The organism is Marinomonas sargassi, assembly GCF_025716875.1.
GTDB classification, from domain to species: Bacteria; Pseudomonadota; Gammaproteobacteria; order Pseudomonadales; family Marinomonadaceae; genus Marinomonas; species Marinomonas sargassi.
In genome coordinates this window covers 16,879-40,778 of the sequence record NZ_JAOVZB010000002.1, presented here as the reverse complement: position 1 = coordinate 40,778, position 23,900 = coordinate 16,879, and the positions used below count along the sequence as shown (strand labels likewise).

At 42.0% G+C, this 23,900-nt stretch carries 22 protein-coding genes; 13 read left to right on the top strand and 9 right to left on the bottom strand.

The window, feature by feature from the left end; genetic code table 11:
* Nucleotides 1-42: 42 nt before the first annotated feature.
* Nucleotides 43-825, top strand: a complete 783-nt coding sequence (locus tag OFY17_RS04670) for an SDR family NAD(P)-dependent oxidoreductase (RefSeq protein WP_263529560.1) — start codon at nt 43-45, stop codon at nt 823-825.
* A 78-nt stretch (nt 826-903) separates the two neighbouring features.
* Here the strand turns inward: OFY17_RS04670 and OFY17_RS04665 are convergent, their stop codons facing one another.
* Genes OFY17_RS04665 through OFY17_RS04635 form a run of 7 tightly spaced genes read right to left on the bottom strand, consistent with a single transcriptional unit; the run spans nt 904 to nt 8,746 of the window.
* Nucleotides 904-1,815, bottom strand: coding sequence for a Dyp-type peroxidase (locus tag OFY17_RS04665; protein ID WP_263529559.1), 912 nt, complete (start codon nt 1,813-1,815; stop codon nt 904-906).
* A gap of 31 nt (nt 1,816-1,846) precedes the next feature.
* Nucleotides 1,847-3,655, bottom strand: a complete 1,809-nt coding sequence (locus tag OFY17_RS04660; protein WP_263529558.1) for a BatD family protein — start codon at nt 3,653-3,655, stop codon at nt 1,847-1,849.
* Nucleotides 3,649-5,373, bottom strand: a complete 1,725-nt coding sequence (locus OFY17_RS04655) for a VWA domain-containing protein (RefSeq protein WP_263529557.1) — start codon at nt 5,371-5,373, stop codon at nt 3,649-3,651. The genes OFY17_RS04660 and OFY17_RS04655 overlap by 7 nt, the downstream gene beginning before the upstream one ends.
* Nucleotides 5,370-6,368, bottom strand: a complete 999-nt coding sequence (locus OFY17_RS04650) for a vWA domain-containing protein (RefSeq protein ID WP_263529556.1) — start codon at nt 6,366-6,368, stop codon at nt 5,370-5,372. Before OFY17_RS04650 ends, OFY17_RS04655 begins: the two co-directional genes overlap by 4 nt.
* Nucleotides 6,361-6,843 carry a DUF4381 domain-containing protein gene (locus OFY17_RS04645; protein ID WP_263529555.1) on the bottom strand — a complete coding sequence of 161 codons (483 nt, stop codon included), beginning with the start codon at nt 6,841-6,843 and terminating at the stop codon, nt 6,361-6,363. The genes OFY17_RS04650 and OFY17_RS04645 overlap by 8 nt, the downstream gene beginning before the upstream one ends.
* Complete coding sequence (locus tag OFY17_RS04640; protein ID WP_263529554.1) at nt 6,843-7,754, bottom strand: DUF58 domain-containing protein; 912 nt, start codon at nt 7,752-7,754, stop codon at nt 6,843-6,845. Before OFY17_RS04640 ends, OFY17_RS04645 begins: the two co-directional genes overlap by 1 nt.
* A 5-nt stretch (nt 7,755-7,759) precedes the next feature.
* On the bottom strand, nt 7,760-8,746 hold the full coding sequence (locus tag OFY17_RS04635; protein WP_263529989.1) for an AAA family ATPase: 987 nt from the start codon (nt 8,744-8,746) through the stop codon (nt 7,760-7,762).
* A 110-nt stretch (nt 8,747-8,856) separates the two neighbouring features.
* Here OFY17_RS04635 and OFY17_RS04630 point away from each other — a divergent pair, with 110 nt between their 5' ends.
* The 5 genes from OFY17_RS04630 to OFY17_RS04610 all read left to right on the top strand — a co-directional run bounded on the left by OFY17_RS04630 (nt 8,857) and on the right by OFY17_RS04610 (nt 13,790).
* Complete coding sequence (locus OFY17_RS04630) at nt 8,857-9,078, top strand: DUF2835 domain-containing protein (RefSeq protein WP_263529553.1); 222 nt, start codon at nt 8,857-8,859, stop codon at nt 9,076-9,078.
* Between the two features lie 28 nt (nt 9,079-9,106).
* Complete coding sequence (locus tag OFY17_RS04625; RefSeq protein ID WP_263529552.1) at nt 9,107-10,147, top strand: quinone-dependent dihydroorotate dehydrogenase; 1,041 nt, start codon at nt 9,107-9,109, stop codon at nt 10,145-10,147.
* 107 nt (nt 10,148-10,254) lie between these two features.
* Entirely contained in the window at nt 10,255-12,423 is a 2,169-nt protein-coding gene (gene rlmKL, locus OFY17_RS04620; protein ID WP_263529551.1) for a bifunctional 23S rRNA (guanine(2069)-N(7))-methyltransferase RlmK/23S rRNA (guanine(2445)-N(2))-methyltransferase RlmL, read from the top strand.
* An 87-nt stretch (nt 12,424-12,510) separates the two neighbouring features.
* Nucleotides 12,511-13,368 carry a formyltetrahydrofolate deformylase gene (purU, locus tag OFY17_RS04615; protein WP_263529988.1) on the top strand — a complete coding sequence of 286 codons (858 nt, stop codon included), beginning with the start codon at nt 12,511-12,513 and terminating at the stop codon, nt 13,366-13,368.
* A 164-nt stretch (nt 13,369-13,532) separates the two neighbouring features.
* On the top strand, nt 13,533-13,790 hold the full coding sequence (locus OFY17_RS04610; protein ID WP_263529550.1) for a formyltetrahydrofolate deformylase: 258 nt from the start codon (nt 13,533-13,535) through the stop codon (nt 13,788-13,790).
* A 76-nt stretch (nt 13,791-13,866) separates the two neighbouring features.
* Here the strand turns inward: OFY17_RS04610 and OFY17_RS04605 are convergent, their stop codons facing one another.
* Entirely contained in the window at nt 13,867-14,931 is a 1,065-nt protein-coding gene (locus OFY17_RS04605) for a DUF3549 family protein (protein ID WP_263529549.1), read from the bottom strand.
* A 98-nt stretch (nt 14,932-15,029) separates the two neighbouring features.
* Between OFY17_RS04605 and OFY17_RS04600 the strand changes: the two genes are divergently transcribed.
* The 5 genes from OFY17_RS04600 to can all read left to right on the top strand — a co-directional run bounded on the left by OFY17_RS04600 (nt 15,030) and on the right by can (nt 19,900).
* Nucleotides 15,030-15,368, top strand: coding sequence for a YqcC family protein (locus tag OFY17_RS04600; protein ID WP_263529548.1), 339 nt, complete (start codon nt 15,030-15,032; stop codon nt 15,366-15,368).
* A complete protein-coding gene (locus OFY17_RS04595) occupies nt 15,368-16,222 on the top strand; it encodes a DUF1853 family protein (protein ID WP_263529547.1) in 855 nt (284 codons plus the stop codon). Before OFY17_RS04600 ends, OFY17_RS04595 begins: the two co-directional genes overlap by 1 nt.
* Nucleotides 16,223-16,334: 112 nt before the next feature.
* The gene (locus tag OFY17_RS04590) at nt 16,335-18,353 is read left to right on the top strand and encodes a putative bifunctional diguanylate cyclase/phosphodiesterase (RefSeq protein WP_263529546.1); all 2,019 of its coding nucleotides are present in this window, start codon (nt 16,335-16,337) and stop codon (nt 18,351-18,353) included.
* 76 nt (nt 18,354-18,429) lie between these two features.
* A complete protein-coding gene (locus OFY17_RS04585; protein ID WP_263529545.1) occupies nt 18,430-19,284 on the top strand; it encodes a putative RNA methyltransferase in 855 nt (284 codons plus the stop codon).
* Nucleotides 19,277-19,900 (top strand): carbonate dehydratase, encoded by a 624-nt coding sequence (gene can, locus OFY17_RS04580; protein ID WP_263529544.1) that lies wholly within the window; start codon nt 19,277-19,279, stop codon nt 19,898-19,900. The genes OFY17_RS04585 and can overlap by 8 nt, the downstream gene beginning before the upstream one ends.
* 72 nt (nt 19,901-19,972) lie before the next feature.
* Here can and OFY17_RS04575 read toward each other — a convergent pair whose 3' ends face one another.
* Nucleotides 19,973-20,926, bottom strand: coding sequence for a LysR family transcriptional regulator (locus OFY17_RS04575; protein WP_263529543.1), 954 nt, complete (start codon nt 20,924-20,926; stop codon nt 19,973-19,975).
* Between the two features lie 190 nt (nt 20,927-21,116).
* Here OFY17_RS04575 and OFY17_RS04570 point away from each other — a divergent pair, with 190 nt between their 5' ends.
* Entirely contained in the window at nt 21,117-22,316 is a 1,200-nt protein-coding gene (locus OFY17_RS04570; RefSeq protein ID WP_263529542.1) for an ROK family protein, read from the top strand.
* Nucleotides 22,317-22,355: 39 nt separating this feature from the next.
* Nucleotides 22,356-23,879 carry a TyrR/PhhR family helix-turn-helix DNA-binding protein gene (locus tag OFY17_RS04565; protein ID WP_263529541.1) on the top strand — a complete coding sequence of 508 codons (1,524 nt, stop codon included), beginning with the start codon at nt 22,356-22,358 and terminating at the stop codon, nt 23,877-23,879.
* Nucleotides 23,880-23,900 lie beyond the last annotated feature (21 nt).

Sequence of the window (23,900 nt, the reverse complement as noted above, 5' to 3'; positions counted from 1 at the left end):
TCTATATTAAATTGTCATACAAATAATAAAAAAGGTGATGAAATGTTTGCAGATCTAGCAGGTAAGAGAGTTTTAATAACAGGGTCAACCGCAGGAATTGGTTTAGCCATTGCTAAACTGTTTGTGACAATGGGAGCGAAAGTTGCCATTAATGGTCGTTCTGCGAATGCTGCAGCTGAGTCTGCTCTAAGTGAATTGGCGGCGGTAGGCTCAAAATACGATATTGTTTTCCTTCCTGCTGACCTCACCAAAACCGATGAATGTGAAAAGTTAGTGAATGCCTTTGTCGAGAAGTTCGGTGGCATGGATGTATTGATTAATAATGCGGGTGGTTTGGGCGGCCGTTCTAGCTTAGAAAACATTGATGATGATTTTTATGACCATGTTATGGACTTAAATGCTCGCTCTGCTTTGATGGTTACTCGTTTTTCAATCCCATTTTTACGGGAGTCAGCCAAAGCCTCTGGCAAAACAACCTCTGTGATTAGTACGGGCTCTATTGCTGCACGAGAAGGTGGTGGTTTAGGGGCTGGCATTTATGCTGCTTCTAAGGCTTGGTTGCATAACGTACATCGTAACTGGGTTAAGGAATACACCAAGGACAATATTCGCTTCAATATAGTTTCTCCTGGCACCATTGATACTGTTTTCCATGCAGATAAAAGTGATGAATTAAAAGATAAAATTGCTGGAAGTATTGCCTTTGGTCGTTTTGGAGAGTCGGCTGAGCTGGCACCATCCTATGCGTTTTTTGCCTCGCATGCTTGCAGTGGCTACATTACAGGCCAAATATTAGATGTAAACGGCGGGCAAATGTGCCCATAAAATAGCAAGTGTTATTTAAAATAAAAAAGGCCAAGTGATTGAATTTTACCTGGCCTTTTTTATGTTTTTCTTATTGTATTAAGCGAGTGATTTTAACCAATCAATTGATGGCACAAAGAAAGCTTGTCCTGTTTTGATACTGGTATATTTCATTAGATGGTCGGTATGGCCATGTTCATCACCAAGTAACATGCTTTCTAGCATACGGTTAAAAGGCATAGGGCTTTTGCTATAGCTAGCAAACATCAGGCCTTTTTCATGGAGTGAAGCGAACGGCATGCTTTGGCGAAGAATTTCTAGTGATTTGCCGTGCTCGTCTTTTAACGATGTTCGTTTAGTGTGGGAATGCAAGGACTTGTCAGCACCAGCATATTCAATGTTGTCTTCTTTAGTTCTACCATAAATATCTTCTTGAGTTTTTACTTCTTCTTTTTCCCATTTGGGCAGGTTGTGAACAAATTTCATCAAATTGAGGTAAGAGCCATTTTTAAAAGCTTCATCTTCTTTGACTAGTGCGACTTCTTTGCGGCTCTCGCCAGCTGGGTTTTCAGTACCGTCAACAAAGCCTGTTAAGTCTCGAGAATCTAAGTATTGAAAGCAGCTAACTTCTTCTACTAAAGCCACACTGTCACCTAATGAGGAATGTAGTTTAGTGGCCAGTAGGTAGGTCACATCTCTACGTAAAGAGCGAATGTGCAAAACTAAGTCGACATCCGTTGATACCGCCTCGGCATCTTGCCCTTTAATATGGGGGAAGGGGGCAAGCTCTTTTGGTTGTGAGATATCGAAATTTTGCCACGCCTGATGGCTAATACCAACAGCCATGTGTAAGTCTGCATTTGGGTATTTTTCTTGGAGTTCAGCCGTAAAGGTAGGCGCCATTACTAGAGTAGCTTTGACACTTTTAAAGTTTTGATTCTTCACATTGAAGGTTAAAAATAGAGCATCACTGGATGCTTCAGCAATTACTCCCGATTGAAAGTTTGTCATTGTTGTTAGGCCTTTATAAATCGTATTTAGACTAAAAATTTGGGTAAAGTGTTTTTAATTGTTCTGACTGGGCGGGTTTAGCTTGTCCACTGGTGAATTCATCCAGTGCATCAGCCAAAGGAGTCCCTTGCCATTCTGTTGTTGGATTGCTGGAATACATCATTAATTCTGCTTCCATTAATAACTGAGTGACCTGAACAGAAGTCAGTCTTTTGATATCTTCGATGCTTCTAATTTCTTCGTCCCCCCAGCGATGCCTTGCCCACTCTAAAAGTTTTAACCTTAGTTCTTGAAGGTTGTCGAGTTGGCAGCATTCTATTAGAGCATCATAAGCTGAGTCTTCATCATGGGAGCTTAATGGGGCGAAGTCTTGCAAGGTTGGAACTTCTGGCTCAGAAGGAAGTGCATTTTGGCGCTTCTTTTTGAATAACAAAAGTAGCCAAATCAAAAGCAATGCACTGGCAACTGAAAGTAATGCCAATATCGCGTAATCACGGATAGAAAAAGTGTTTTGCGCCTCATGCAAGTCTACTGTGATAGAAGGTTGCTCAGGACTTTCTTTAACAGTCGTTTTCGCCAATGAGATAGGAGCAACCGAGCTTGGTTGAGCAGGCAGCGGTTCACTGGTTGCTATGTCTGCTTCAGTCTCTTTTTCTTTAGCTGTATCTGGTAGTGGACCAATAATCATGCTGTTTGTTTCAGCTGTCGCTGTCTTCAAAAAGCGGTTTTCTGTGTCCCAATAGCTCACTTCAATATCAGGCAATACGAGTGTGCCATCTTCAGTAGGAACAACTTCCACAATGAGTGTTTGTTGTCCTGTAATCCCAGCGGTTGTTTTACGTGTATTAAATTTGGCGGGTTTTGGATACAGCTTATAACGGCGGGTGCTGTTAAATTCGATTGCAGGAATCTGTTCTGGCAATGACCCTTTTGCACTGATATCTATAGTCCAAATCAAAGTATCGCCTATGCGAGGTTGATCACTGGTTTGTTCTAGCCTTGTGTTGATGCTTACTTGGGAGCTGGGTAACCAAAAGTCATTAGGGAAGGTTGCTGGAATTGGCAGCACCTGCAAGCTTATAGGGGAGCTTTGTACTTTGATGATGCGTCTTCCACCAGACGTATTGATCATGGCTTGAATGGTTTGGGGAGGAATCGTGACTAAACCGCTACGTTGGGGAAACATCAAATATTCTTGTGTGATTACCTGATATTGCGTGCCATTAATGACTTCAAAATCCATTTGGTCGTCAATCAACCTTTCTATAACCAGATCAGAATGGGATGGAACGGAGCGGTTAGCGTTCATCAAATCGACGGAAGTGTATAGCTTTACGCTTAGAATCACTTCCTGTTGTAGGTAAGGCTCCACTTCCGATACATCGGCTCTTACAATAACAGGCGGGTTGCCATTGTGATCCAACAATTGAGGTGCATTTTTTACCACTAGGTTAATGGGATTTGAGGCATGTTCTCCTATTTTAATAGAAGGAATCTCAAAGCTACCTACAGACTTGGGCTTAAGTGAGATGCTCCAAAAACGTAGCGCGGTAGTTGAATTAAGGTTAAAGCTAAACTGACTGTTTTGGCTTTTACCTAATATTTCGAAGTCTCTTTCTAGAGGTGTGAGATCAGGGCCATTGCCAGTATCACTGAAGTCTGCTCTAAGTGTTAATTGGACGATTTCATTTTCTGTAACTGTGCTTTTATTTAGAGAGGCGGTCACACCCTCAGCGAGCACTTGGCTTGAAGCGAGTAACACCAAAGGAAATAACCAAGCTAGAATCATTCGAATCTTGCTTTTTATAGTGAATGAAAAGAACCCTTGTTTATCTACCATGGCGTTCTTTGTTCCTCTTGGCTGTATAGTCTTTCATTACGTTTCTCTTGATGCATGTACCAAAGCTTACGCTGTAATAGTAACCCTGGATTATCTTGAATCTGATTGAGCCACTGGTTTAATGCTTGTTGCTGCTCTTTATCTAGACTTTGCTGCTGAGAGTCGGCGCTTTCTGATGCATCGTTTTCGTCAGTGTCCTTGTTATTATCCTCAGGTGTTTTTGTTTTGTCTTGTGTTTCATCGCTTTTATTGTCTTTTTGTTCGTTTGAGTCAGAGTTTTGATCTTGTTCTTGGTTGTCAGATGAGCTCTGTTGATCTTTTGAGTCTTCACTTTGCCCTTGCTGATTCTCTTGATTCTGTTTTTCTTGTTGCTCTTGCAGCTTCTTTAGGTAGGTTAGGTTTTCTTTTGCTGCATCTAAAGACGGGTCTTGTTCTAGAGCTTTTTCATAAGCTTGAATAGCATTTTCTATGTCGCCAGATAGGGCTAAAGCATTGCCTAAATTGTAGTTGTCCGCTGCATTGCGATCTATTTTATCTAAGGTTTCTACTGTTTCTGGGTAGTTTTCTAAAGCGTATGAGGAAGCGCTTTTCCATTTAGGGTCAGTAAATAGTGAATCCGCTTCTTGCCAATTTCCTTCATCAGCTGCTTTTTGGCCTTTTTGATCTTGAGTTAAGAACCAATCAAGAGGAGCAGCTTGCAATGATGGTTGAGGTGACAGATAAAAGCAGATTAATAGCCCAAATAGAGCGCCTCTTCTAAACTGCAAAGCCAACCAAACTAACAAGGGTAATGCGAACCAATGGCCTTGTTCTACCCAGTGAATACTTTGGTTGTCGGCTTCTTGTGTTTGGCTATTATCGAAATAAACATTAGTGATTTCAGCCAGCTCGGTGGTGCTTAATCTACCCTGATAGTAGTTGCCACTAAGTCTATTTGAGAGTGTCTCTAAATCTGAAAAGGGGGTTTTAGGGTTAACATTACGACCGTTACGCTTCAAAATTTGCCCATCTGGAAGGGGAATATAGGAGTCCTCTTGGCTGCCAATAGCGATTAAGTCGAACTTAATATTCTTATCAGCAAAAAGTTCAGGGATAGCCGCTTGATCACTTTCTGTTACATCATCGGTTAAAACAATAATGTGAAGAGGCGTTGATGAAGAGTTATGCAACGATAAGGCAGCGCTAATACCATCAGTAAGGTTACTTCCATAACTTGGCATTATGACGGGCTCTAGCGCTAACAGGAAGTGCCCAGCTGTTTTTCTATCTTGGCTGAAAGGGCTAATAACATAACCTTCACCGGCAAAGGCGACTAAGGCTAGTTCACCTTCTGTTATTTGTGACAAGAGATCGCGGGCCGTTTGTTTTAGTTGTGTGAGCCTATTTGGTTTAATGTCGTTAGCGTACATAGACAAAGATTGGTCGACGACCAAGATAGTCTTTTGGGTGCTCTCTAGCATTTGTGTGGGGTGCTTTGTCCAGCTTATGCCAGATAGGCTAATCCAAGATAAGCAGATGACAAGCAAAGTCAGCCACTTATAGCTTGGTCCAGAGGCATTTTTATACTCCAAATGCACCATTAGATTAGGGTCAATTACCTTGTCTAAATTGTGTTTTTTAGAACTTGAAGCGACGAAAAAGTAGGCCGCCACTAGGGTAAGTGGAATAGCTAATAACCAGTAGGGTCGAGCAAAATAGAGAGTGTCTAGGAGTGTCATAGGGACCTCCTTGTAATTTTAAACGAACCGTTTCGGTTAACCAGAGATAACCCTAAAAACACCATAGATGCCAAACACAGCCAATGAAATAAAGAGCGAATAGGACGCTGCCAGATATCTTCAGAAGGAGTGGGTTCTAGTTCGTCCAGAGTCACATATATTTCACGTAAATCATCCGTGCTTTTAGCGCGGAAGTACTGGCCACCGGTTTCTGCTGCAATGTTTTTGAGTAGCTCTTCATCTAAATCTCGAGATGGATTGACGGCGCGTTGACCAAAGAAGCTTTGCACCATCATGCTTTCCGCACCAATACCTATGGTATGTATACGTACATTTTGCGAAGCTGCAAAGGTGGCCGCTTGTTGTGGTTGGATGCGACCCGCTGTATTAGCGCCATCTGTCATCAGAATCAGCACTTTTTTGTCGGAGGGTTTTTCTTCTAAACGCTTAATACCAAGTCCAATAGCATCACCTATGGCTGTATTTTCGCCTGCAAAACCAATCTGTGTTTCTTGAATGAGTTTATTGATAGTTTCTGAATCAAAGCTTAAAGGGGCTTGTAAATAAGCCTTGGAGCCAAACACAATAATGCCAATACGGTCACCATGACGCTCGGTTATAAACCGAGCTAGAACCGATTTTGCAGCTTCAAGTCGGTTGGCTGGCTCATTTTCTAAAAACATATCTTCAGTTTGCATGCTGCCTGACAAATCCAACGCTATTAATAAATCACGACCTGAAGGGGTGACTTGGGTTGGCTCTCCGAACCAGATGGGTCTGGAAAACGCGAGTACTAGTAGGATCCAGCTACAAACCAGACAAATAGCTCTTAATGATAAAAAGCGAGACAGTTCTTTATTCTTCTTTTCTGTAGAAAACTGTTTGATGCTGGGCCACCAAATGGCTTCCCCATTTGGCTTAGTTTTTGGTAACCAGTAAACAAGCACAGGTAGGGGGAGAAGCAGCAATAACCAAGGCCAAGTCAGCTCAAGCATGGTGACTCCTTACCCAATAGTCTGTCGTTTTCAAAATTTGCTTTCTTTGCTCACTATCCAATTCAATATGTGGACGATATTGACCGTTAATGAAGATATCTCCCAGTAACGCAAATTGGTGTTTACTTGAAAGATCCTTGTCTAGGGTATTAAAGAGCTCAGGGCTGGGTAATGCCGCTTTAATAACGGCGCCTTCACTGATAAGGCAACGTCGAATCGTTTCATGGCAAAGCAAGATCACTTCTTTGTCAGAGAGGTCGTCGGCTCGGTTTTTTAATAATGCTCGAGCCTCACGGCGGTAGATTCTTTGTTTGTGGCGGCGATAAAAATAGACAGCCCCGTAGGCTATACAAATAAGTAGGGCTGCAAGTATGAGCCAGCTCCACCAAACAGGCGGCCACATGGGAATAGCCTCTGGTAATAAGTAGGCTTTATTCGGTAGCTCTATACTGGCTTGTACTGCTTGATCAGCCATTAGCGTAGGGCTCCTTGGGAAAGTAGGTAGCGAGCGATTGTCTCTGGTGATTCACTAATATCAAACAATTGATAGCGAATGCCAAAACTAGCGAGTTTTTTAGTAAGTGCTGTATTTTCTTCAAGGAAAAGCGCTTTTGACTTCTGCATGCTTTGCTGTGTGACATTAACCTGTTTAATACCTTCACTGTCCGCCATTTGATATTGCCCCGGAGGGAGTTTGAATGTATTGCTATCAAACACCTGTATCCAGTGAACCATGTTGTGCTTAGCGAGTTGCATTAGGCTGATGTCATCTTGCTGGGACCAGTTTTGTTTGTCTGTCAGAATGATCACGTCTTTATTGTGTGATCTTTGTGCCATTAAATTGTTTGCCCATACGCTGGTGGATGGTGAGGGCGCTGACCTATGATGCAATTCTGAAGCATCTTTTAAAGACTGCATTAGCAGGGGAAAATCTTTTGCTTTATTACTGCCTTTATTTTGTTCGCCATAAGACAGCTGGTATGAGAGCGTGTCCCCTTGTTGCTTAGAGCGCCACGCAATTAGTCCTGCTAATTGGATAAGGCGAGTCGAAACAAAGGTATGACGAGTGCCAAAATAAGCACCGTTCGATAAATCCAAAAGTAGCAAACGCTGGTGGTCATTTTCCTGTGCATATAAACGAGTATGAGCTTGGCCTGTTCGTGCCGTGACTCTCCAATCAATATGCCTTAAATCGTCGCTGGCCTGATAGCTGCGCAACTCCAGCATCTCCATGCCATGGCCCTTCTTACGGGAACGCGATTCTCCAGCCGTGCTTGAAAAACGCATGGCTTTTGGCGCTCGACCAAGGTGCTTAGCGTAATGGGCTAATAGGGTGAAATGAGCTTCATCTAATATAGGTGATGGTGGCGACAACAAAGGCATCATAATGGTTACAGTGCTGGTATGTGACTAATCAAACGTTTCAACAAATCATCTACTGACAAGCCGGCCGCTTGTGCCTCAAACGTAGTAATCACGCGGTGACGTAACACGGGTAAAGCCACAGCACGAACATCATCTGGTGTGACAAAATCTCTACCATTTAAGAGTGCATTAGCGCGGGCACAACGATCCAGTGCTAAGGTGGCACGTGGACTAGCGCCAAATTCAATTAAGTTCTCATCTGCGGAGTTATTGCCTAAATACAACTCAGGTTGTCGAGTCGCCATGACTAGCTGAACTATGTATTGCTCGACACTTTCCGACATATAAAGGTTTAGTGCTTGTTGCTGTAAGGCAAGAATGTCACTTGGTTGACATAAGGCTTGGGGCTTATTATTCGCTGTTTTATGCAGATCTTGCTGGCGGACTAACCTTAGTACTTCCAATTCACTTGATGCATCTGGGTAGCCTAGCTGTACCTTCATCATAAAACGATCAAGTTGTGCTTCAGGTAGAGGATAAGTACCTTCTTGCTCGATCGGGTTTTGAGTGGCGATAACAAAAAACAGTGGTGGTAGGGCATAGCTATTATTACCAACTGTGACTTGTTTCTCCCCCATTGCTTCTAAAAGAGCTGATTGAACTTTCGCTGGCGCACGGTTGATTTCATCAGCTAAGACAATCTCATTCATAATTGGGCCAGAAACAAAGCGAAACTCGCCAGTTTCTTGCTGATAGATGTCCGATCCTGTGACATCCCCCGGCAATAAATCAGGGGTAAATTGAATGCGTTGGAAACGACTGTCGATAGCATTCGCTAAGGCTTTTGCTGCGGTGGTTTTAGCAATGCCAGGAGGACCCTCTAAAAGAACATGGCCATTAGCGATTAAAGCCACAAGTAGTTCATGGGTTAACTCTGTTTGACCTATAATAGCGCGGTTAAGGTGGGCTTTTAGTTGCTCAATTACTGTTACCATTGAAGCTAGGTTCCTTATACTTCTGTCAATAAAAGTGTCAACACAATATAATAGGGATCATCTTAACGATTTCAATTCTTTGCATGCAGAATGATGTTGGCAAAGGTAAGCGAATATTAGGAATAAGAATGGCAAAAATTGTATTGAATGTGGCTTTACCCGTATTTAAATATGAAGCTCTATACTCAGGTGCAGCAAAGAACCTAGTGGCACATAGTTTGGATGGCCGAAAAGTCCAACTACCATTAGCGTCTTTTCAACGTTTTTTAACGCACCAAGGGATAAATGGTTTTTTTGAAGTAGAATTTGACGACAATAATAAATTGATTGGTGTGACTCAGCTTAAATAGTCACCTTAACTCTCTAGGAGCCTTTAACATGTATAACCTCGCTCGCTCATTGCTTTTTAAACTGGACCCAGAAGTCGCCCATGAATTGTCGTTAGACCTTTTAGCAGCAAGTAGCCGACTTGGCGTAAATAAGTTGTTAGGTGGTTTGCCAGCAGCCTCTCCAGTGGAAGTGATGGGACTACGTTTTCCCAACGCGGTTGGTTTAGCAGCTGGCTTGGATAAAAATGCCGATGCTTTTGAAGCATTAGGGGCTTTAGGTTTTGGTTTTGTAGAAGTCGGTACTATTACTCCAAAAGGGCAAGCTGGTAATCCTAAACCTAGATTATTTCGTTTGCCTGAGCACGAAGCCATTATCAACCGTATGGGGTTTAATAACAAAGGGGTAGATCATCTTGTTTCTCGAATTAAATCCCATAATTACCCTGGTGTTTTAGGCGTCAATATTGGTAAGAATCTAACCACCTCTGTTGAAGGTGCGGCAGCGGATTACTTGGCTTGTCTAACGGCTGTTATTCCTTACGCGGATTACATAACGGCTAATATCAGTTCACCGAATACGCCAGGTTTGCGTAGCCTACAATTTGGTGAAAGTTTAGCAGAGTTGATTTCGCCCTTGATTGCGGCTCGTAACCAATATGAAGCAGAGCATGGTAAGCGTGTTCCTTTGGCCGTGAAAATTGCACCAGATATGACGGATGACGAAATAAAGTTAGTGTCAGACACCTTAGTTGAACAAGGGGTTGATGGTATTATAGCGACCAATACGACTTTATCTCGCGACGCAGTCGCTGGCCATCAATTTGCCGAAGAAGCGGGCGGCTTGAGCGGTGCACCTGTTCGCGACGCTTCTACTCATGTGGTGAAAACACTAGCAGAGCACTTGAAAGGCACACTTCCCATTATCGGTGTTGGTGGTATTTCAAGTGGTGCAGATGCCGTTGAAAAATTACAAGCTGGCGCGAGCCTAGTGCAAATTTATTCAGGCTTTATTTATCAAGGCCCAGAATTGATTAAAGAAGCAGTAGCCAGTACGGATGCATACTTCCGTGAGTGTGATTTAGGCATTTAATTATTAAATTTAATAGCGCCACTTTTATTGGCGTTTTGTGAAGAAGGCGAGGCTTGATCTCGCCTTCTTTTTTGAATATTCATAGACACTTAAAAAGTAACTTTAAAATGAGCACGATATTAGAGACGCCGGAGATAGCAGACTCGCTATATGCCTTAGAAATAACCTGTCCCCTAGGGTTAGAAAATGTTCTAGAAAAAGAATTACACAGGGAAGGTTTAACGCAAACTCGTTTAGGCGAAGCGCAGGTTAAGCTAACGACGGATTTAGAGGGCATTTATAAAGCCTGTCTTTGGTCTCGTGTTGCAACAAGAGTGATGCTGCCGATTGCGAATTTCAAAATGGAATCCGCAGATGACCTATACGATGCGGTAAAAGCCATTCCGTGGTCGGACCATATGAAGGCGACGAACACCATAGCGATTGATTGCCATGGTACTAACCATCATATTCGTAATACACAATTTGGTGCAGTGCGCGCAAAAGACGCTATTGCAGACTACTTTGTCGCTTTAACGGGCGAACGCCCAAGTGTTGAAAAAGAACAACCAGATCTGCGTATCGCATTACGCATTAAACGCGATGTGGTGACTGTCAGTATAGATCTATCCGGTGAAAGTATGCACCGCCGTGGCTACCGTCAACATGGTGGCATGGCACCATTAAAAGAAAACCTAGCTGCTGGTTTGTTGTTAAGAGCTGGCTGGGGAACGGATTGTGAGTTAACTCAACTGATTGACCCTATGTGTGGCTCAGGGACCTTCCTTGTTGAAGCGGCACTTATGTCGTTAGATATTGCACCGGGTTTACGTCGTCAGTATTGGGGATTTAAAGGCTGGTCTCAACATCAACACAGAATGTGGCAACAGTTGATGGATTTTGCGAAAAACCGCAAAAAAGATCCTAAAACACTAGGTATTCGCTTCCAAGGTACGGATCGAGAGCAGAAAGCCATTGCTGCTGCACGCGAAAATATTAAGCGTGCCGGTTTAGTTGGTGTGGTAGAAGTGTCGATGACGCCTTTCCAAGAACACGAGTTTGATATTGTGCCTGATGCCCCGGGTTTGGTTATTACTAACCCACCTTATGGTGAACGCTTGGGCGATGAGATGGCTCTTATTGCTCTTTATAGCCAGTTAGGAGAGTGGGTTGTAAACCATGCTCGTGGTTGGCAGTTGATGATGCTGACCAGTAACGAACAATTAGCTCGCCAAATACCGGCTCGTCCAGAAAAGAGCACTCGTGTTATTAATGGTGGTATTGAGTGTCGCGCATATCTATTCCCATTGCATTCGGGCAATATCAAAGAAGACGTTGTGGCCAAGTCTGTCATGTCACCCGGTGCACAAATGTTTGCGAACCGCCTACAAAAGAATGCTAAGAAGCTTAAAAAGTGGGTCGCGAATAATAAAATCCAGTGCTATCGCGTATACGATGCGGATATGCCTGAATACGCAGTCGCCATTGATATTTATAAAGATTGGGCGCACGTACAAGAATATCAGGCACCAAAAAGTGTTGACCCTGAAAAAGCTAAGCAACGTTTGTTTGATGTTATGTCTGCGATACCAACAGCACTGAATATTTCTGAGTCGAATGTGGTTCTTAAACATAGACAAAGACAAACGGGCAAAGAACAATATGAAAAGTTAGACCAGTCTAAGCATGAAATGGTGGTAGAAGAACACGGTTGTGAATTCATCGTGAACTTGAAAGACTATCTTGATACTGGCCTCTTTTTAGATCACAGACCTGTGCGAAAGCTGATTCAGGAAAAAGCAAACGGAACACGATTCTTAAATCTATTTTGTTACACCGCTTCTGCGTCCGTGCATGCTGGACAAGGTGGTGCGCGTTCGAGTTTAAGTGTTGATATGTCGAACACCTACACAGAATGGGCGCGTCGTAATATCGAATTAAATGAGTTCTCTGAACGAGACCATCAGGTAGAACGAGCAGATTGCATCGAATGGCTAAAACAAAGTCGTGATGAATTTGATTTGATCTTCATGGATCCGCCGACTTTTTCTAATTCGAAAAAAATGGCCGATGTTCTTGATATTCAGCGAGATCATGGCGAGCTGGTGAGATTAGCAATGGCAAGGTTATCTGAAAAAGGCGAACTGATTTTTTCAAATAACTATCGTCGCTTTGTATTAGACGATTCTTTAGAGCAAGAGTTTGATGTGGCAAACATTACCCGTCAAACACTGGATCTAGACTTCGATCGCAACAATAAAATCCATCAATGCTATGTGATAAAACACAAGGCTTGATTTACATTAGGGTAATACCATTAATAGTGGTGGTCGAATATCGATGCCCAACATTTTTATAGTAAAAGGTTTAAACGTTTTTATATGATAAAGAAAACATTTCGATTGGTTATTAGTTGCCCCGACAGAGTGGGGATTGTTGCAGCAGTAAGCCAGTTTTTAAATGAACGTACAGGTTCCATTATCGAAGCAAGCCACCATACCGACCTAGAGCAAAAGTGGTTCTTCATGAGACATGATATAGATGCTGAGAGCCTATCTGTAGATGTGGAAACCTTCCGTAAAGAGTTCGAGCCTATAGCGCAAGAATACAACATGCGTTGGTACGTGAAAGACAGTGAAGATCGCCCTAAGGTAATGCTATTAGCGACGAAAGAATCCCACTGCCTTAACGATATTATGCACCGTTGGCATACAGGTGAATTAAACTGCGAGATTGTTGGTGTTATCGCAAACCACGAAGATCTTCGTTCTATGGTGGAGTGGTATAAGATTCCTTATCACTGTATTCCGGTACCGAAAGAAAACAAGATGCCAGCTTTCCAAGAAATTGAAGCGCGTATTGATGAGTCGCAAGCGGATACCATAGTGCTGGCTCGTTACATGCAAATCTTCCCTGAGTATCTATGTGAAAAGTACCGTCATAAAGTGATCAATATTCACCATAGTTTCTTGCCTTCATTTATTGGTGCTAAGCCATATCATCAGGCTGCTGTAAGAGGTGTGAAGTTGATTGGGGCAACCTGCCACTATGTGACAGCTGATTTGGATGCTGGTCCTATCATTGAACAAGATGTAATACGAGTACGCCATAGCCATGCTGCGGAAGACATGGTTCGTCTCGGTAAAGACATTGAGAAGTTGGTTTTATCTAGAGGCTTGCGTTACCACTTGGAAGATCGTGTGTTAGTACATGGTAATAAAACGGTAGTCTTTTCAGAGTAAGGCTTTTTTATCACTTCCTCATGGTGGCCTTTTAAAAGGAGAAGATAGCGTATCTTCTCCTTTTTTGTTTTTTTAGGAACTTTTATGCATTTTTCTGTCTTATATTTAAAACAGGCTATAGTTACCTAAGAATCAAATTAAAGAGACGGCAAGTGAGGGGATTTATGAAACTCAAGTTAACGCCAACTCAGAATCTATGTGTTGGCTTTTTAGAATCAGGATTTGAACTCATTGAATTGGACGAACAATTTTTCTTTGTTAAAGGAGATAAGCGTCAGAAAGTGTTGCCTAAGACTCTAACGGCTTTGATCGATCGAGGCGCATTATCTCGTACCGACAGAGGTGAATATCTGCTGACGGACGAATTTATAGAACACCGTAAGAGTATGTGTAAGAAAGGAAATGTGAGATCTATGCATTAGCCTTTTTTAAAGTACGAAAAAAGAGCTCAATACCTCGCGGTATTGAGCTCTTTTGGTTTCAGTATATTGAATGTTTTTAATGCAGAGATCTAGGTGTCTCTGAAAATAGATGGCTCACTGCTTGGGCAAGCTTTTGGCTAATATGCGGGCTGCGCAATAAGTTCCACAATACTGGTTTTGTATCTGCATGTTGGCTGAGTTCAGCCGTCACTTGTTTAAAGGCGATATAGCCATCTTCTCTATGGGCCAGTTTTTCCATAACAATTCGAAGTAACTGGGGGTTCTGTTTTAACCAGTGAGGGCATTTCGCGGCTAGTGCTGCGATAGGGTGGACTTGATCATCATTGCATTCAGTGAGGCTGCCTAGAAGCGCAAAGAGAGGCAATAATACTTGGTCATTTAACTCGGATCGTGAAATGGCTCTTATGTAACTTGAGACGATAAGAGGGTCGTTTTCATTGTTTAGACGTTCAATGAATAAGGCTTGTAGCTCATCTGGTAGAACTTCATGTTCCAATGCATGACAAAGAGGCCCCACAATTTGTGGTACAGCGTATTGAACCGCTTTGCTAATTAAAGCTTGGTATTGGCTTTCATGAACACGACAGGCTAGTTCAGCGATGCCTTGTAAACCGAGGTTTTGCCATTCATCACTGTTTTGAAAGTTAGTGGCGGATAGGTAATCAACCACTTGCTCAAAGTATTGTGATGGCGGCTGTTTAAGGTCTTTGCCTAAAATAGCATGTAGGCTTGCCATTCTTTCTTGATCTGGCTTGAAAACATATGGGCTGTCTTCGAGTGCTTCAGATAAACCGGCTTCTTCACCTTTATGTAAAATCTTATCGACAATGGTTTTGATGAAGTGGTCTCGTGTCCCTAAATTCAAACAGCCTGCTTCATCTAATGGCAATTTTAAGAACCAAATAACCCCTTGTTCTTCGATGTTTTTCGCGTTTGGTTTTTTAAGTAGGCAAGCTAACCAAGCATGCTGACGGAAAGGGTATGGGTAAGCTTGTTGTTTACGGTCAAATTGTACGCTTTGCTGGGGTGTTATTTTGGTAATGTTGCGCCCCAAATCATAGTAGCTTACGTCGCAGCCGACCATTTCGAATAAGTCAGCAAGGGATTCTATTTTGCTCATGGTAAAGTATTGACTCGAATTGCTTATACCCATCATTTAATAGGTATGAGATTAATTAAATTGGCCGTATAGTACCTTTTTTTACAGGAGAAATCAGGTTGAATAAAGTCTTCACTCCCCATCATACTTTGGCGGATTTGTTAATGGATCTACAGCTTGCTATGCAAGAATGTGAGATTTGGCATTGTGAGCAGCCTAGTATTGATGCAATGCAGAGTGTGGAGCCATTTTGTATTGATACCATGTCGTTTGAGCAATGGTTGAGGTTTGTCATGATAGAGCGCTTTAAAGTGCTCATAGAGCAAGGGATGACTTTGCCAAATCGTTGTAATATAGCGCCAATGGCCGAAGATGCGTTTAAAGATAAGCCTTCTCATAAAGTAAGAAAGCTAGCTGAATGCTTGATAAAAATAGATTTGCACCTGAGTGAGCTTTAGTGAATCCAAATCAATTCAATTCCCCTTATGTTCAGGATCTTGCTTGGCTGGTGGAAGGTCATTATATAGTTCAAGATTTTGACCTTAATGCCTATTGGTATCCTGATATCATGGATAGACTCATGCGGTTGGATGCTTCCCCTGAGTCTTTAAACTCCGCCATCTCCTCTTGCAAGTCCCACTTTCTAGGCAGCTATTTTGAAACTTTGTTTTCTTATGCGATTCGACACCTATCGACTCTTAAGGTTGTGCTAGAGCACATACAAATAGCCAATGACACACGAACGCTAGGTGAAGTGGATATGGTTGTGAAGACTCCTGATGGACAGCTGCATCAGTTTGAAATCGCCATAAAGTTTTATCTGGAGCGTAAAGATTTAGCACCTCATCATTGGGTGGGGCCTAATAAAAATGACAGCCTATTGAAAAAAGAGACTAGGGCGAGAGAGCATCAGCTTGAGATTTTGAATACAGAAGAGGGGCGAAAAACACGCCATCACTTAGTAGGTGAGCAAGAGATACAGCCACATTTATTAATTTTTGGTCGTTTATATTATGCGCTAGACGAAAATAATATAACTGAAATAAATGGTAGGAATTATGATGTTGGATATTGGGTCAGGGCATCTGACTTCCCGTCTATTACAGGGAATTTTTCGTATATGAAATTGCTTGAAAAGCCCCATTGGATGGCCATGGAAAATGAGTTGAATTCTGCTATTTACATTTCGTTACAGTCGGTTTACAGTTTTATCCGCATTATTAACGAAGATTGTCGTCCTAGCCACTTTGCGCTTTGGCATGATAACGATCAAATAAACACCGTTCTCTTTATAGTGCCAGATACATGGTGAGTAGATGGCTAAAGCTAATTAACTTAATTGAAGTATGTAGTATTTAATGTAAATGGCGAGTTTAACTAGGTTGTCTCATCATAATAGTTCATTAGCTTCGTGGATTCTTGACTTGGAAGATGCAAGTGTCCCTTGGTGTAATGGCGCTGCGGAAGAGCTGCTATCCCATTCTTTGAGTGATATCGGAACGGGTGTGCGAGTTATTGATCTGCAATTTAAAGACTCTTGTTCTTGTGACTTAGACGGTTACGTGGAAGGAGAACTTGTGGCTTTAAAATCGCCTTGCTTTTCTAAGAATGGCTTATTTTATAATATGGTTGGCACAGTCACTTTGTTAGACGACAACCGTAAAGCTTTATCTATACAAGCTCACCCAATACAATCTGGCCAGATGGATGCTTCTCATCCATTCACTTTCTCTTCAGTCTTTGATCCATTAACTCAATTTAAAAGCTTATCTGCTGCCATATTTACGCTAGATGGAAGATTTATCACCGCAAGTGAGCACTTTTCCGAAATATTTGGTTCTATTCGGAATATTCGTGACCTCTTTGCTATGTCGGGCTCGGCTAATAGTTTTATCCAAGGTGCGACACAATATTCTGGATTTAGTCAGGAAATTAGGCTATCGACCCGCCGAGGTGTACGCTGGCATAAAGCGGAAACTTCTCTCGATAAGTCATCGAACTACATTTATTTACTTACCCACGATATTCAGCAAGAACGAAATCATGAGGGCGCTCTATATCGTTTAACGAATTACGACAAACTAACAAATTTACCCAATAAAAATCTGTTGAACGAGCAATTAGAAAATACCCTTGCCACAGCGCACAAGTACCAGCGAGATTTTGGTGTTCTATATTTGAACCTGGATAGCTTTAAAGTTATTAATGATAATTTCGGCTATCAAGTCGGTGACGAACTTATTCAGAGAGTCGCAGACAGGATGAAAGTTACCTTACCATCCAATGCTTGCTTGTATCACATGGGAAGTGATGAATTTGTTGTTGTTTTGGATAACTTAAATAGCACAGAAGAGCTTACTCTTATTGCAGAAAAGGTTATGAGTAATGCGGATGACACTTATTCTGTTGCTAATATGGAAATGATAATTACCTCTACTATTGGTATAGCTAGCTATCCGCAACATGCTAAAGATGTTGATGGCTTATTGAAAAGTGCTAATGCTGCCATGTACCACGCCAAGTCAATTGGTCATAACATGAAAGTGGTTTATGAAGAGCACATGGCTGAAAATATCAATGTCCACTTAACTCTCGGACGTTGCCTGAGGAAGGCGATAGATCAAGAAGAGTTCGTTTTACACTATCAACCAAAAATCCGTTTGCCAGAAGAAACCGTGGTTGGCGCTGAAGCACTGATCCGCTGGATACACCCTGACTTTGGCATGGTCAGCCCTGATCAGTTTATACCTCTGGCAGAAGAAAGCGGTTTGATCTTACCTCTTGGCAGATGGGTGATACGTAAGGCTTGTCTACAGCTTAAAGAGTGGCGAGAGGCTGGTTATCCTCCGATTAAAGTCTCCGTCAATCTTTCTAGTCGGCAGTTTATGCAAGCCGATTTAGTGGATATGGTAAGAGATATACTTGAGGAAACGGATGTTGACCCCCAGTATTTAGAGCTGGAACTGACTGAAAGTATGTTGATGGCAGATGCCCAAAAGTCGATCGAGAAACTACATGGTTTTCGGGAATTGGGTTTAACCCTTTCTATTGATGATTTTGGTACTGGTTATTCCTCTCTTGCTTATCTTAAAAAATTCCCCATTCAAGCCCTCAAAATAGATCGCTCCTTTATTAATGATTTAGGTTTAGATAGTGATAATGACGCTATTGTTAAAGCAACCATTGCGATGGCAAAAAGCTTACATCTAGACATTATTGCTGAAGGTGTTGAGAACTCTTTTCAAGCAGACATTCTAAATAGTTACGACTGCCTTGATGTACAGGGTTACCATTTTTCTAAACCCCTAAGTAGTGATGATTTTGTATCTTATTTAAAGCAAAATGCCTTTATTGAGCGTGATGCCTTTATTAAAAGTGATGGTTTTAATCACACCGATATATTTAATGATCAAAATATTGGCATGATGCTTACCTTAGATTAAGGCTAACAGATGTTTGTTATTGTTTATTAGGGTATTCTTGCCCATTGAATGATAACGAATAAACTCTGGATACTGTGTGCTAACGTTAGAAAACCTTTCTTGTCCGATTGACTCAGAACCTCTGAGTCGAGATGCGGCTAGCCTTAAATGTAAGAACGGCCATACATTTGATCTCGCAAAAACAGGTTATGTAAATCTTTTGCCTGTTCAAAATAAGCGTTCAAAAGACCCTGGCGATAATAAGTTAATGGTAAATGCCCGTCAGAGCTTTCTAAATCAGGGGTATTATTACTCTGTTGTTGAAGCGATTTTTTCTTCTTATCCAGAAGATGCCTTGGGTGACTCTCCGCGGATACTCGATGCAGGCTGTGGAGAGGGCTACTATTTGGATAAACTAGGTGAGCTCTTTCAAATACAAGGCATTGTTAATGAAAGGATTGGCTTAGATATTTCAAAGTGGGCTGTTACTGCTGCCAGTAAACGAGATAAAACCGCCAGCTGGATTGTCGGTAGTAATGCCAGTTTACCTATGCCGAATGAACGATTTGATGCCGTATTGTGTTTGTTTGGTTTTCCTGTATTTAAAGAATTTGCTAGGGTGTTAAGTGCTAATGGCCTTCTACTGTTAGTAGAGTCAGGCGCAGAACACCTTATTGAGTTGAGAAGAATCTTATACCCTAGTGTTCATGAGTATAAGCCAACCTATGCTGATGGCATTGAGGGCTTTGAGTTACTTTGTGAACAAGTCGAAACCTATCAATTTAGCTTAGCCTCGCAACAAGAAATACAAAACTTATTAGTTATGACGCCCCATATTCATAAAGCTTCCTTTGAAGGGCGTGAAGCGGTTAAGCAACTTACCTCTATTGACCTTACTGCGGATGTAAAGCTCCGTTGGTACCGTAAAATGACAGGAGTAGAAAGTGTCTAAGAACTTAGATGAACTTTTTGAAAAGAACAGAGAATGGGCAGCAAAGGTAACAGAAGAAGATCCAGATTTTTTTTCTACTTTATCTAAACAGCAAAAACCTGAGTATTTATGGATCGGTTGTTCAGACAGTCGAGTGCCCGCAAACCAAATTATTGACCTTTTACCCGGTGAGGTGTTTGTTCACCGTAATATTGCTAATGTGGTTGTGCATACGGATTTGAATTGCTTATCTGTTATTCAATTTGCTGTGGATGTGCTTAAGGTGAAGCATATTATGGTGGTGGGACATTATGGCTGCGGTGGTATTAAAGCGGCTATGGGAGAGGAGAGCCATGGGCTGATCGATAACTGGTTGGGACATATCAAGGACGTCTACCGTCTCCATGAGCATGAAATTGATGGTATAGAAGACTCAGTAGAGCGTTTTGACCGTATGTGTGAATTAAATGTGGTTGAGCAGGTGTCCAATGTATGCCGCAGTAGCATAGTGCAAAATGCATGGCGTAAAGAGCAAGAGCTACATGTTCATGGCTGGTGTTACCGTTTGGATGATGGACTAATAAAAGATTTAGACGTCTCCGTTTCCAGTGCTAAAGAGTTTAATATGAGTAGCTAAGCGGAAGTGGAATTTCTGAATAAAAAAACGAGCCTGTAGCTCGTTTTTTTATGTCTAAAATTGCTCGTGTATCTATAGATCGTTATTTTCGGCAATGGTTCTTGCGCAGCCGGCAATGGTCGATCTTAGCCAAATATGGCCGGGGTCATGTTGTAATAGAGGACTCCATAGCATCTTTAATTCCACTGGTGGAATGTCAAATGGTGGTGGTACCACAATTACATTACTACTGTCTTTTAGCAGTCTTGTTGCCAGAGATGGTAGAGTGGCAATAAGACCTAGTTGCTCGGTAGCACGCATGGCGACATTATAGTTTCTGGTAAAGAGGCGAATATTTCGCTTGTGGCCCATGTCAGCAAGAGCACTGTCTACCCAGCCTAATTTCTGAACTTCCTCTGGTTGTATTCCTACACCCACGCCAAAGCCTGTTTTACTAACCCAAACATGTCGACCGTTTAGGTAGTCTTCTAAGGTAAATTGTTCTGCAAGGTCAGAATCCGCTGGTACTAGACAAGAGAAATGGTCAACCCAAACAGACTTTTGATGAAAAGATTGTGGCAGGGTATCAAAGCGGTTGATGACCAAATCTACCTTGCCTTTTTCTACATCATGGAAGCTCACATCACTGGGATTCATCACGTCTAAAATAACGCTTGGTGCTTCATTCTGGAGCTTTTCCATAAGCGGTGGAATGAGTGTTGCTTCAGCGTAGTCGCTGGCCATGATTCGAAAAACACGGGAGCTTGACGCTGCTTCAAAACTTTGACCTAGGTGTAAAACTTCATCAATAGACTGGAGAATGTTTCGCACTCTCGGCTGCAGCTGTATTGAAAGTGCGGTAGGCATCATGCCTTCACTGGTTCTAACAAGAAGAGGGTCGTGGAATAAATCACGCAGACGTCGTAATCCATTACTCATTGCGGGTTGGGTAATACCCAGCTGGTTAGCAGCGTGAGTGACATTTTGCTCTCTTAACAAGGCGTCTAAATAACGAAGTAAGTTAAGATCAATTTTGTCTAATTGCATTGAGGGGGAGGCTCCGACCTATAAACTAGGGGCTGTATAATACAGTATTTTGCTAAAAAATTGAATGATAAGCTTCGAGCTATGCGAATGCTAATTAAGCCTATCGAGTTTGAATACTGTATGTGATTAAATCAATTAGCTTTATTAATTTGTATTTTAGTAAATGGTTTTCAACGAGGGCAAAAATAGGATGAAATCCTTTGGAAGTACCGCTGAACAAAGTCGTATTTACAATGAGCGGGTGATTCTTCATTTAGTTCGTCAGTTTCCCGATATCTCTAGGGCTAATTTAGCCAAGCAGACAGGGCTGAGCGCGCAAACCATATCTGTTATTACTTCATCTTTATTGGAACGGCAGTTACTTAGTTTAGCAGGTAAGGTCTCGGGGCGACGTGGGCAGCCTTCTATTAAACTGAAGATTAATGAGCAAGGAGCATATGGACTAGGTATTAATCTAGATAGAGATCATATTAGCGCTGCTTTAATCGACTTTAGCGGTGCTTGTGTTTTACAACTTGAGCGTGAAGTATCTTTTCCCACGGAAATCGTTGCTAAGCAAGTAGCACAGGATTTAATAGCAGAAGTTCAACAAACTCTTGGCTCAGATTGGTGTAAGGTGGAAGGTATAGGGCTAGCCCGACCAGATTATATGCATGGCTGGCTAGAGAGCTTAGTGACTGACATAAATCAGAGAAGTGACCTCTCGAGTTTACAGCTCGCTCTCGAATATTGGACTTCGAATGCATTTGAAGAGTGGTTGGCTGAGTTCACTGGGTTGCGTTGCTATAGCGAGCTAGACTCTGTAGCCGCGGTGAATTATGAATTGCTCTTAGCTGGAACAGCAGCACCAAAACACTTCTTTTATCTGTTTGTGAGTACGGCGTGTGGCGGTAGCTTTGTGGCGAATGGTGAATGTTATTTTGGGGCGACAGGAAAAGCAGGAAGTTTTGGCCTTATTCCTTCTGCCACAGGAAAACATGGAAAGTGGGTGCTTGAAGCCTTATCTTTATCTTCTTTAAGACGATATTTTATTGTTAATCAGCAAGCTTTTCCTATCAATGAGCAAGCATGGCAGGAAGAAAAGAATCAGCAGTTGATTGATCAATGGGCTGGCGAAGTTGCGCAAGAAGTACAGCCAGCTTTGGCCTCAGTGATTGCCTTGTATGATGCTGAAGCTATTCTGATAGGAGGGCGTTTACCCTCAGTCGTAATGACGTCTCTTATTCATCATATTGAAGTCACTCAAAAGTCCCATAGTTTATTGCCTGTACCTCCCATTCATATTGCGCAAACAGCCCATGCCGCCAGTGTATTAGGTGCCGCTGTTTTGCCCTTGTATGAAACCTTTGCGCCCCATAAAGATGTTTTATTATTGAATGGCGCCAAGTAAATTTTGGCTTAAGTCGTTTTAGCTTATTTAGGAATCAAGATGAGATTAGAAATACAGTGTGAAGATAGAATAGGCATGGTGAGTGAAATTCTCAGCCTCTTAGTTTCTTCTCATATTGATATACGACTCATAGAAATTGATAGTAATCGACGCTGTATTTATTGCGGGTTCAGCGATATTCCTTTTCCAACCTTACAAAAGCTGCTGGCCGATATACGTCGATTAGAGAGCGTGAAAGATGTTAGAACAGTAATGTTCACACCTTTTGAGCAAGAGCACAGCTCTTTGTATAGTTTGCTAGAAGCGCTGCCAGATGGGGCAATTCTGGTGGACTTAAAAGGCAATATCACCATGATGACCAGAAAGGCTGAAGCGGCTTTTAAGGTAACTGGGGCTGATTTTCTACATGTGCCTTTTTCACAGTTGGTTAAAAGCCTGAATACCTCAAAAGGCATGTGGAGTAGGCCTCAGAAAAGCGTAAAAAAATACGTCCGCATTGCTAATCAAAAGCTATTGCTTGAAATTAATCCAATTTTAGCCGCTGATGAGGAGGGAGTTAAAAAGCCAGTAGCCTCTGCTGTCTATGTGAAAACAGAAGCGGGCCGATTTGATCGAGAAATAGATCATCACCCATTAGCTTCTCGCAATGCTTTAGCAACTAGCCTCAAGAATGTTTTTAGCGAGAATGAAGTGAAAAGTGCTGCTATGCAACGTGTCTTGTCTGATGCCGAAGCCTTCTGCTCATTAGACTTCCCAGTCTTGATTCAAGGGGAATTTGGGGTAGGTAAAAAGCGTCTTTCTAAAGTGATGTTTGACTATTGGGAGCAGCAACAGTGCGATACCCCCGTGCTGGTTACTCATCATGCTAAAGACATTACTCTTGAGAATATTGATGCACTTTATTCGTCGTCCGATTGGCTGGTTATTGAAGATATTCAGCAACTTCGACCTTCAGTACAAGCATGGCTCTTAGATAAACTTGCTCATAGTGATGAGCCTAATGAAAATTTTGATACTGTTCAAAATAAAGCCCGAATAATAGGCTTAACGTCTTTGAATACCGCCCAAATTCTAGAAGGGTGTGGTTTTAGTAAAGCGTTATATTTTTCTTTATCGAAATTGTCTTTGTCGATTCCTTCATTAAGAGATAGAAAGGAAGATATCGCTGGATTACTAGAAAGTACACTTTCAGAGCTTTCTACACGACACGGTATTCCTACTCCCAGTGTTTCGGAGAAGGCCAAACTTAAATTGTCTTTGTATGATTGGCCTGGAAATCTTAGCGAACTTGAGAATATTTGTACGCAGCTACTATTAACCAAAACGCATAGCCACTTGGAAGCAGAGGATATTGATTTTCCAAGCATGGAAGCCGCTATCCCAATTAGCTTGATAAACAACTCTTTAGAGTCGACGGTTAAGCACTGGGAATCGGCTTTATTGAGGAAAATGTATGTGGATTTCCCAAGTTCACGACGCCTAGCTAAAGCGGTTGGCGTCAGTCATAGTACAATTGCGGTCAAATTGAAGGAATATGGTATACAGAGCAAAAAGCCAGATTAAGTAGAACTTAATCTGGCTTTT